This window comes from Dolichospermum sp. UHCC 0406 (assembly GCF_009712025.1).
Classification (GTDB): domain Bacteria; phylum Cyanobacteriota; class Cyanobacteriia; order Cyanobacteriales; family Nostocaceae; genus Dolichospermum; species Dolichospermum lemmermannii.
The window spans coordinates 195,246-206,238 of the sequence record NZ_VILA01000004.1; the positions used below are offsets into that span (position 1 = coordinate 195,246).

Sequence of the window (10,993 nt, forward strand, 5' to 3'; positions counted from 1 at the left end):
TGGTGTTTGGTAATTGGTAATTGTCTGAATCAGGATGTCCAGGATTATAGGATTTTCAGGATGTTGTTTTGATATTTTTTGTTTGGTGTTTGGTAATTGGTAATTGTCTGAATCAGGATGTCCAGGATTATAGGATTTTCAGGATGTTGTTTTGATATTTTTTGTTTGGTGTTTGGTAATTGGTAATTGTCTGAATCAGGATTATAGGATTTACAGGATGTTGTAAAAAAATAGTCGGTTTCAACCGACTTTAGCTTTTAGACAGGGAATTTATTCCCTGTCTATAATGATGATAAAATGACCAATGTTGGGGATGATTAATCTTGATTTGAATTTAACCAAGTTCCCAAATCATTGATATTTGAAAAGTCTAATAAAGCATCTGCTAAATTATCCAACTTTTCAATATTCAAAGTTTTGATTCTATCAACCAATGATGAATCTAATTCTCCAAACCGACGATTAAGTTGACGGATAATTGTCCGTTGTTCACCTAATTCTCTACCTCGTTGTTCACCTTCTTTTCTACCCTTTTCTTCGCCTTTTTGCAAAATATCTTGATAAATTACTGATTCTCGCATAATATCCTCGTCTTATAGAGAAAGTCCGTTTTAACGGACTCTCATAAAATTACAGTTGTTAGTGTTGATTAATTTTGACCTTCATGTTGATTGTCATTTAACCAAATTACCAAATCATTGATATTAGAAAAGTCTAATAAAGCATCTGCTAAATTATCCAACTTTTCAATATTCAAAGTTTTGATTCTATCAACCAATGATGAATCTAATTCTCCAAACCGGCGATTAAGTTGACGGATAATTGTCCGTTGTTCACCTAATTCTCTACCTCGTTGTTCACCACGTTTCTCACCTTCCTTTCTACCCTTTTCTTCGCCTTTTTGCAAAATATCTTGATAAATTACTGATTCTCGCATAATATCCTCCCTAAGTAATTGACTAATCAGTTGTTTCTCAAACCGTAAACCTGCTAAAATCTCAGTACAGGCTACAATATCCCGCTTGATTTCTATTTCCTCAATTTTAGCAACACTTTCAGCAACCTGCGATAATAAACTTTGAGGTGCATTTGTGCGGGTTAATGGTGCTAATGGTAAAAGTGCGGGATTATTAAGAAATAAAACAGGGTCTTGTTCCCACATTCTAATTACTTGATAATGGTGGGTAGTATTTACATCTTGGTAAACATTGATAAAAGCATTTTTATCTTCTGTTTCCTGGAGGAAAATCACGACTTGGATAATGGTACATTCGGGATATAGTCTTTTTAACCGGATATAATAATCTATGACTCGCAAAGGAATGGGTTTTCGAGAAGTTGATAGTGTCTGAAATTCGATATGTAAAATTTGGTTTTCACTTTTCGTCAAACGTGACAAAATCAGCACGAATTGGTTCAATACTCAATTCGGTTTTTAAAACTTTGACGCTTTGTGGTTCTTCTGGTAGTAACCACCGGGCAAAATCAAGAGGATATTTTTCAGCTAATAGCTTACAAACGTTGTCAAAACTCACGGTTTTATCAGAATTTATATAGTATTTTCAATTATAACTTAAATTGGTAATTGTCTGATAGCGAAGCGTGGCGTTAGCCATTTCTGACAAAAAAATCAAAACCACTACACAACCAAACTAAAAACCACATCCTGCATATCCTTAAATCCTGGAAATCCTGATTCTGACATTTTTTAAATAAACTTTAATAATTGTAATCTAGCTTAAATTTTTGTTATAAGTTATACTATTACTAATACTTCACCAATATGATGTATAATTTGATTATGTTAAAAAATATGCTAACTCCCTAGTTTTAACATCTTAATAAATACCCAATTCCCCAATATATGATTATCCAACTTCCTGCAATTCTCCCCGGTGAACTTAATTTAGTAGAGATAAATCAAAAACTCCATCAACATCAAATTACCTTAGATTGGAGTAGTGTAATTTCTGCACCAGAATCACAATTAGCAATACTTTTAGAAGGAATTGATTCAGTAGAAGATGTTGATTGGTTAGGAATAAATGGAGAAATTAGTGATCATATTGCTGCGGATATTAATAATTATATCAAAACCCATACCAAAACCGAAGAACAACAACCTATTTTATCATCAAATATACCTTCAGCTTATAAAATTCGAGAAGAATTAGAAATAGCAATTATTAACGATTTACTCGGTCCTGCTGGTGGTGAAGATGAAGAATTAGATGAAAAGAGTGTAAGCGATCGCTATTTAGTAGGACTACTTGCACCCCAACACCGTCGCATCACTGAAGAAACAATAGAAAAATCCAGTGTTGTTAATCAAATATCCAAAGATGATAATACGGATAAATTAGATGATAAATTAGATGATAATTTACGGGAAGTAGATTGTTATTTACCCGGAAATAATGATGAATTAGCTATTAGTGGTAAAGGTACTGTGGAAGATGGTAGTACAGAAGTTAATGTCCCTCCATTAGAAACTATGTTTCCATCCTCTCTAGGAATGACATTTTGTGTTAATGGTACAGCTAAAGCATTACAAATTACCGCAGGATGGGGACAGTATCACCGCACTGATAGTGAAATCTTGACCAAAGTAGATGGTAAACTTAAAAAGGTTTGGAAACGGGAACAAATTCGCGCTAATTCTCCTACTATTCCTTTAATTGAGGGAGTAATTAATAATTGGATAGTTGATCCACAATATCCAGAAGTTTATGTCAAAGGACAAATCAGGAAACAAAGTAACGGTGATTTTATTGTCAGTTTATTTTTAATCAATGGACAAAGAGAAACAGCTAAATCACGAGATGAGACTTGGTTATTTCAACCAGAATTAAGGGTTAAATCCGCCGATTCTCAACATCCTGATATTTTCTTAAAACGACATCAACCCCGATCATTAGGAAAATTAGATCCTGTAATTTATACTGAAGAAAAAACTATGGCCATGCTTTACCGTAAACAGGTAGAATTTGCCATTGGTCATGGTGTCAGTGTCCATGCAAAAACAGCATCAAGAACTGAAGAACGTGCTGTTGAATTATCAATTTCAGTAATTCCAGCTTATGAAGTTCCTAAAACCTCTCCTCCACAAGTAGACGAAATTCCAGAATTAGCAGGATTGGTTTTAGATATGCAAGAATTATCTACAACTGCAACTGGTGATCTTGCTAATAAAATTAGTCCTTTAATTACAGCTTATCAGAGTTGGATTAATACCCAAAAACAACGGATATCTGACCCCGCAACCGGATTAACAGACTATGAAAATGAAGCGAAAACTGCTATTCAAAAATGTGAACAGACTTTAAATAGAATTAGGGAAGGACTGACATTGTTACAAACCGATGAAAAAGCAGCAGACGCTTTTCGGTTTATGAATCAAGCAATGTATTTACAGAGAGTTCATTCTATTTATTCAGAACAAATCCGTCAAAATAAAACCGCAGATTTACAGCAAATTTCCCTTTCTCAACCTCGCTGGTTTCCCTTTCAGTTAGCATTTATTTTACTCAATTTACCCAGTATTACCAATTTACATCACCCAGATAGAAGTCATCCCCAGGATGCAGTTGCAGATTTACTTTGGTTTCCTACTGGTGGGGGTAAAACTGAAGCATATTTAGGTTTAACAGCTTATACTCTGGGTTTACGCAGATTACAAGGTAATATTGCGGGACGTTCTGGAGAGTATGGGGTTGCTGTTCTCATGCGCTACACGCTACGATTGTTGACTTTACAGCAATTTCAACGCGCTACGACTTTAATTTGTGCTTGTGAATCTATCCGCAAAACAAATGAAAGTAGATGGGGTAAAGAACCTTTTAGAATTGGTTTATGGGTAGGTCAGCGCACAACCCCTAATCATACCAATCAAAGCGAGGAATTTTGTAAACAAGAACGGGGACAGTATCAGCAAAGCGGTAGCGGTTCACCCCATCAATTAAATAATTGTCCTTGGTGTGGTACTAAAATTAACCCCGGTAAACATATAAAAGTTGAATCTGTTGCTAAAGGAAGGGGACGGACATTAATATACTGTGGTGATGATTTAGGACGGTGTTTATTTACTGAAAAACAATCTCCGGGTGAGGGTTTACCCATTCTGGTGGTTGATGAAGAAATATATCGCCGTTTACCAAGTTTACTAATTGCTACAGTGGATAAATTTGCCCAAATGCCCTGGAAAGGTGAAGTACAAATGTTATTTGGTCAAGTGGATGGCTATTGTCAGCGTCATGGGTTTCGTTCTTCTAATATAGAAGATACAGATTCACACCGTAAAACTACTAATTTAGCTGCTGCTAAAACTATCCCCTTTAACAAGCTGCGACCACCAGATTTAATTATTCAAGACGAGTTACACCTAATTAGTGGACCTTTGGGGACTTTAGTGGGACTCTATGAAACAGCCGTAGATGAGTTAGCATCCTGGGAAGTTGATGGTAAAAAAGTACGCCCTAAAGTTGTGGCTTCTACGGCTACGATTCGCCAAGCACAAAGTCAAATATATAACTTATTTTTGCGAGATTTACAGGTTTTTCCTCCCCAATGTTTGGATGTGGAAGATAACTTTTTTTCCCGTCAACGTCAACCTAGTGAAATTAATCCCGGTAGGCGTTATTTGGGAATTTGTGCCACAGGACGCAGGTTAAAAGCGGTATCAATTCGCGTATATATAGCGATTTTATCAGCTTCCCAATTTCTGTATGAAAAATATGGCGATCGCGCTGATCCTTGGATGACCCTAGTAGGTTATTTTAATTCCATGCGAGAATTAGGAGGAATGAGAAGGTTAGTAGATGATGATGTGCGTATTCGTCTAGGAAAAATGGATCGTCGGGGACTAGCAAAAAGACTGAGAATAAATTTAGAAGAACTGACATCACGCAGAGACTCTACAGAAATTCCAGAAATTTTAGACAGACTCGAAACCACCTTTGATCCGCAAAAAGATGCCGAAATTAAAGCCAAGCGGAAAGCAAAACAAACAGTTAATCAATTAGAACCATTAGATGTTCTCCTAGCTACTAACATGATTTCCGTAGGTGTGGACGTAAAACGGTTAGGTATTATGGCAGTAACAGGACAGCCAAAAAACACAGCCGAGTATATTCAAGCTACCAGCCGTGTAGGGCGGACATATCCAGGTTTAGTATTAACAGTGTATAATTGGGCGCGTCCTAGAGATTTATCCCATTATGAAAGATTTGAACATTACCACGCCACCTTTTACCAGCACGTAGAAGCCTTATCATTAACACCTTTCGCGCCCCGTGCCATTGATAGAGGTTTAGCAGCATTATTTGTTACATTAGTGAGGTTAGCAGGTAAGGAATTTAATGGTAATGACCAAGCAGGAAGAATTGAACGCCACCATCCTTATATTAAAGCTGCAATAGAGACAATTTGCGATCGCGCCGGATTAGTAGGGGATGCTGAAACCCAGAAAATGGTAAAACAAGCACTAGAAGCCAAACTAGATATTTGGTTAAGCAAAGCCCAAAACATACAAGGTGGGGGCATTCTTAAATACCAAATAGAAAAGCGGGACGGTTTAACCATAGAACTATTAAAATCAGCAGGTCGAGAAACCTGGCAAGATTTTACTTGTTTAAATTCCCTACGCAATGTAGAACCAACCGTAGGATTAATTTTACAAGACCAAGTACCCGACGACGACATTAACCGCCTTCCAGAAAAAATGACCAAACAGAAACAGAATTTGTAAACATATTCCCAATCCCCAATCCCCAATTCCCAATTCCCAATTCCCAATTCCCAATTCCCAATTCCCAATCCCCAATCCCGAATCCCCAAAATGTATAAATACAAAGTTGGCGAATTACGCCCCAGTCAAATATTATTTTCCTTCGGTGTCGGTGCTGTACTTGACCTACCCAACCTCTCAGTTATGGTCATGGGTTTAGAAGACTGGAACACTCAAAATGCACTCGAATTAAATGAACCAAGACTTTTAGCTGCTGTTCGTAAAGAATTAGGTTCACAAGTAAAACGACTGCTTTCACCTCCCACGCCTCCAGAAAATGTCACATCATCTAGTCCCTTTGATGAAGTCAACAGAATAGGAATCCCAGTCGCACCTTTTCCTAGTTGGATGGTTTGCCCTAAATGTCATTTACTTGCTTCCCTAAAATCAGAACTTTTTCAATTAAAAGAAAATCCTTACCGACCAGATCAAACTAAATATGTTCATAAAAATTGTCCTAAAAGCAAAAAAGAACCAACAGCCATACCCTCACGGTTTCTTGTTTCTTGTGAAAGAGGACATTTAGATGATTTTCCCTGGAGTTACTTTGTCCATCGAGGAGAAAATATTAACTGTAATGGCGCTTTGAGATTTGAAGAATATGGTGTATCTGGTTCTCCCAGCGATATTTTTGTAATATGCAGTTGTGGTCAACAACGCCCTTTATCAGATGCTTTTGGTGAAAGCGGAAAAGAAAATATGCCTCGTTGTCGCGCCCGTCATCCCCATTTACGTGACTTTGATGATACCTGCGACAAACAAATGAAAACCATTTTATTAGGTGCATCTAATAGTTGGTTTCCCATTACCCTTTCCGCTTTGTCAATTCCTGAAAGTTCCCATCAATTATTCCAAATAATCGAGCAATATTGGCACGTTTTAAATAAAGCTACCAGCCAAGATATTTTAAAAAGTAATCTAGATTTATTACAAGCGATCGGTCAATTTCCTGACTTATTAACCGAATTATCAAAACATCCCCTAGAAGAAATCTGGACAATAATTGAAGAAAAACAAAATCAACAAGAAAGTAATTCAGATGATAAAAATGCCAGGGACTTAAAAACTCCAGAATGGGAAATTTTTTCCCAAGCAGACCCCAATTTTAATACACCAGATTTTCAGTTAAAACCAGTCAAACCTCCTGCTGGCTATGAAGATTATTTTTCCCAAGTTGTATTAGCAGAAAGATTGCGGGAAGTTCGCGCCCTAATTAGTTTTACACGGATTCAATCACCGGGTGACTTTATAGATGAAGGGGAAATACTCACGGAACATTTAGTAGACTTGAGCCGGAAAAATCCTCAATGGGTTCCCGCAAGTGAGGTAAAAGGGGAAGGTATTTTTATTCAGTTTAACGAAGAAAAATTGAGTCAATGGGAACAAAGTCAACTATTACAAGATTATCAAAATCGAGCTTTTGAAGCTCATAAACAGTGGTGTAAAATTCGTTCTCTCGACCCAGTGAAAATAACATTCCCTGGAGTTCGCTATATTTTACTACACTCTTTCGCCCATGCCCTCATGCGACAAATGGCAATAGAGTGTGGCTATAATGCTGCCAGTTTAAAAGAACGAATTTACTCCAAACGTCCTCAAGAAGAAGGTAGTCCAATGGCAGGTGTACTGATTTACACCGCAGCACCTGACAGCGAGGGAACTTTGGGAGGCTTAGTAAGTTTGGGAGAACCAAAAAAGCTGGGTTATCATATTGACCAAGCTTTAGAACAGATGCAGTTGTGTACTTCTGACCCCTTGTGTGCAGAACATACCCCTTTGAAGGGAACAACTTCTCTACATTGGGCAGCTTGTCATGGGTGTTTATTCAGTCCAGAAACCTCCTGTGAACGGGGAAATAAATATCTAGACCGTGCAGTTTTAGTTCCCACTGTACCAGGGGAAACGCATCTAATTTATTTTGACAAAATGTAACTTATATGAATGGATAAAAAGGGTACTATTAGTAGCGTAATATCAATCTAAGAAATGTATGCGAAGAAAAATTGAAGTCAATAGACCTCTGGTGAAAATGAATGTAGAGACGTTCTATAGAACGTCTCTACAAGGGTTTCAAACCACGCACATTTAATTACCGGAGATGTCTAATGGGAAAACGAAGGTTGAGACAGGTTATTATATCAGTAGTTTGACAAATAATACCCAATTAAGAAAAAACTATGGGTTTCAAAGTAAACGCGGTTTAATCAAGGATTTTGTAAGCATTTGAATTCAATTATATGTTTTCTTCGCTATTGATACACTAAAATAGTATTTTGTCAAGATAATTTAGATGCGTTCCCCCTGCTCTGGAGTGCCTCTGCGTCTGTGCGTGAGAAAAAACATCATAAAAGGTGGGGAAACCCCACCCCAAAAATTACATATCCAACCGGTAATTTTCCTGTTCACGTTCCACAAAATGCTGGACACGGGCGCGGTAATCTCTGAGGGTTTCATCAACCCAATCCCGATCGCTACTGTTAACATAGAGATGGACTAGCGGCTCACTGGCATCAGGTAAAACCAACAGCCAATTGTCATCATAGGGTTGACGGATTTTCACACCGTCAATTAACTCCAAATTTTGCGCTGGGTGGGTTTCCACCAAATAGCGCATTAACGCCCCCTTAGCAGTCCAAGGACAGCGAACTGTGTAACTTCTATTAATCACACGAGGTAATTCAGAACGTACGGTTGCCAGCGATCGCTCTTGAATGGTTAACATTTCAATTAGCTTGGCAATGCAGAACATCGAATCAAAGCCTGGATGTAATTGGGGAAAAATAAACCCAGTTTCCCCACTCCCACCTAAAACCACATTGGGATTTTTCTGACAAGCTTCCATTAAAGCCGTCGGATTCGCTTTAGTTCTAATCACATGACCATCATGACGATGGGCGACCAATTCCACCGCACTAGAAGCATGAACCGGCACAACCACCGAACTTCTGGGATTTGCAGTTAACATCATATCAACCATTAACGCCGTTAGCATTTCCCCCCGAATGGAAAAACCCGATTCATCAACTAATATGAGTTGTTCCCCATTAGCGGATACCTGCACACCAAAATTAGCATTTACCGCTTCCACAACATGGCCTAATTGAGTTAGCAGTAATTCTCTATCAGCGTTGGAAATGGCCGTTTTATTCAAACTAGCATTTAGCACCACCGCATCAGCCCCAAATTTATCTAACATTTGCGGCAGAACTGCCCCAGACACAGCGTAAACATAGTCAATGACCACCTTTGCCCGACTGTTCCGCAGAGTATCCACATTCAATAATTTTTCAAAAGCCTTACCATAGCAATCCACTAATTGACTAGAATAGACGACATCACCAATTTCATGACTTTGGGAACGACGCATATCTTCTTTAAAATACGCCCCTTCAATTTTCTTTTCTTGGGCTTTAGAGATATTAATCCCCTTAATATCCATAAATTCAATCAAGATATAATCCCGACGTTCTGGGTGAACCCGCACATGAATCCCTCCGGCTACTGACATTGTGGGGATCACAGTTCGAGCGATGGGAATGGCTGTAGTATCTAGATTCTGGACATCCACACCGACAGACATTAAACCAGCAATTAAAGAACGTGTCACCATGCGGGAAACATTGCGCTGGTCACGAGAAACCGTTACCACTGAACCTGGTTTCAAAGTCGAACCATAGGCAGCGCCCAACTTCACCGCAAACTCTGGGGTAATATCAATATTGGCTAAACCCTGGACTCCGCGCTGTCCAAATAAATTCCGTTGGGCAGTATTTCCCCAAATCAGATTAATATTTAAAATTGCCCCAGACTCAATCTTTTTACTCGGCCACACCCTCACCCCAGGGCTGATTTGCGCTTCTTCTCCCACGGTAGACAATGAACCCACTACAGCCGCTTCTAATACGTGAGCGCGTCTGTCTACACGAGTCCCACGAGCAATTACACAAGCCGATAATTGGGCTTCATCACCAATAATTGCTCCATTCCAAATAATTGGTCGCTTTAAATGAGCATCAGCACCAATTGTGACATTATCACCAATTACTGTCCCATCTTCAATTTTTACTCTCGCGCCAATGCGGCAATTGTTACCAATTATGGCTGGGGTTTCAATTTTGGCTGTAGGATCAATATAAGTATTTGCTCCTACCCATAAACCGGGAGCAATTTCTGGATAAGCCACTTCTAATTTTACCTTTCTTTCTAAGCCATCATACTGAGCTTGTCTGTAGGCATCCAAGTGACCCACATCGCACCAGTAACCCTCGGCAATATAACCATAAATTGGCTCGTTTTTGGCTAGTAATAAGGGAAATAAATCTTTAGAAAAGTCGCATTCAATATTTTCTGGTAAATAGTCTAAAACTTCTGGTTCTAAAATATAAGTTCCAGTATTAACAGTATCAGAAAAAATTTCACTAGTAGAGGGTTTTTCTAAAAATCGGTTAATCCGTCCTTGGGTGTCGGTAATTACCACACCAAATTCAATGGGGTTAGGCACACGGGTTAAAATTAAGGTGGCTTTTGATTGTTTTTGTTGATGAAATTCAATGGCCGCAGTTAGATCAAAATCTGTGATACTATCACCGCTAATGACTAAAAAGGTTTCATCTAATAGTTCAGCAATATTTTTTACACAACCTGCTGTTCCTAATGGTTGGTCTTCTTCGATAGCATAGGTCATTTGTACGCCAAAATCACCACCATCTTGAAAGTAATCACGGAGAACATCTGGTAAATAATGTAATGTAGCAATTACTTCATAAATCTGGTGTCGTTTCAGGAGGTTGATAATATGTTCAGCAATGGGACGATTTAAAATAGGCACCATTGGTTTGGGTAAATCGCAAGTCAAAGGACGTAACCGCGTTCCTGAACCACCTGCCATTAAGACTGCACGCATAAATCCTCCTAAACTTGGCTAAAACTATAATGTTTTTCTTCCTTTAGTCTCATACAGATATTGAGATCTAAGGAACTTCCCTAAGAAATATCTTATGAACTACCCCTTGCTAACTTCGTTTGAGCCAGGGGTTTCTACATCCCCTAGCGGAGCCTGAGATTTTTGACGCTTCGCACGACCTAGTTGCTTCATACTTCCAGCATTCTTGCGTTTGCTGGTGTTTGAAGTAGAGCTAGAATCATCCACGTCTGAGAGGCTAGTTCCTAACCCCTGTAGATTATTTGAGTACCAAAGTAGCATTACTT

General features: G+C 38.6%; 4 protein-coding genes and 2 pseudogenes. 2 read left to right on the forward strand and 4 right to left on the reverse strand.

Features of this window, described 5'->3' with window-relative positions; all coding sequences use genetic code 11:
• Nucleotides 1-317: 317 nt before the first annotated feature.
• The gene (locus FJR09_RS05610) at nucleotides 318-581 is read right to left on the reverse strand and encodes a DUF4351 domain-containing protein (RefSeq protein WP_041457907.1); all 264 of its coding nucleotides are present in this window, start codon (nucleotides 579-581) and stop codon (nucleotides 318-320) included.
• Nucleotides 582-649: 68 nt separating this feature from the next.
• Nucleotides 650-1,535, reverse strand: a pseudogene (locus FJR09_RS05615) (Rpn family recombination-promoting nuclease/putative transposase).
• Between the two features lie 329 nt (nucleotides 1,536-1,864).
• Between FJR09_RS05615 and drmA the strand changes: the two are divergent.
• On the forward strand, nucleotides 1,865-5,746 hold the full coding sequence (gene drmA, locus FJR09_RS05620) for a DISARM system helicase DrmA (RefSeq protein WP_168653166.1): 3,882 nt from the start codon (nucleotides 1,865-1,867) through the stop codon (nucleotides 5,744-5,746).
• Between the two features lie 90 nt (nucleotides 5,747-5,836).
• Entirely contained in the window at nucleotides 5,837-7,717 is a 1,881-nt protein-coding gene (gene drmB / locus FJR09_RS05625; RefSeq protein ID WP_168653165.1) for a DUF1998 domain-containing protein, read from the forward strand.
• A 442-nt stretch (nucleotides 7,718-8,159) separates the two neighbouring features.
• Here drmB and FJR09_RS05630 read toward each other — a convergent pair whose 3' ends face one another.
• Both FJR09_RS05630 and FJR09_RS24590 read right to left on the reverse strand, forming a co-directional pair.
• Entirely contained in the window at nucleotides 8,160-10,688 is a 2,529-nt protein-coding gene (locus FJR09_RS05630; RefSeq protein WP_015079928.1) for a mannose-1-phosphate guanyltransferase, read from the reverse strand.
• A 99-nt stretch (nucleotides 10,689-10,787) separates the two neighbouring features.
• Nucleotides 10,788-10,993: pseudogene (locus FJR09_RS24590) on the reverse strand (RNA-guided endonuclease TnpB family protein); the annotation flags it as partial.

Coding starts and splice junctions, on each gene's coding strand:
- FJR09_RS05610 (WP_041457907.1), bottom strand. CDS start 581: ATGCGAGAATCAGTAATTTATCAAGATATTTTGCAAAAAGGCGAAGAA.
- drmA (WP_168653166.1), top strand. CDS start 1,865: ATGATTATCCAACTTCCTGCAATTCTCCCCGGTGAACTTAATTTAGTA.
- FJR09_RS05630 (WP_015079928.1), bottom strand. CDS start 10,688: ATGCGTGCAGTCTTAATGGCAGGTGGTTCAGGAACGCGGTTACGTCCT.
- drmB (WP_168653165.1), top strand. CDS start 5,837: ATGTATAAATACAAAGTTGGCGAATTACGCCCCAGTCAAATATTATTT.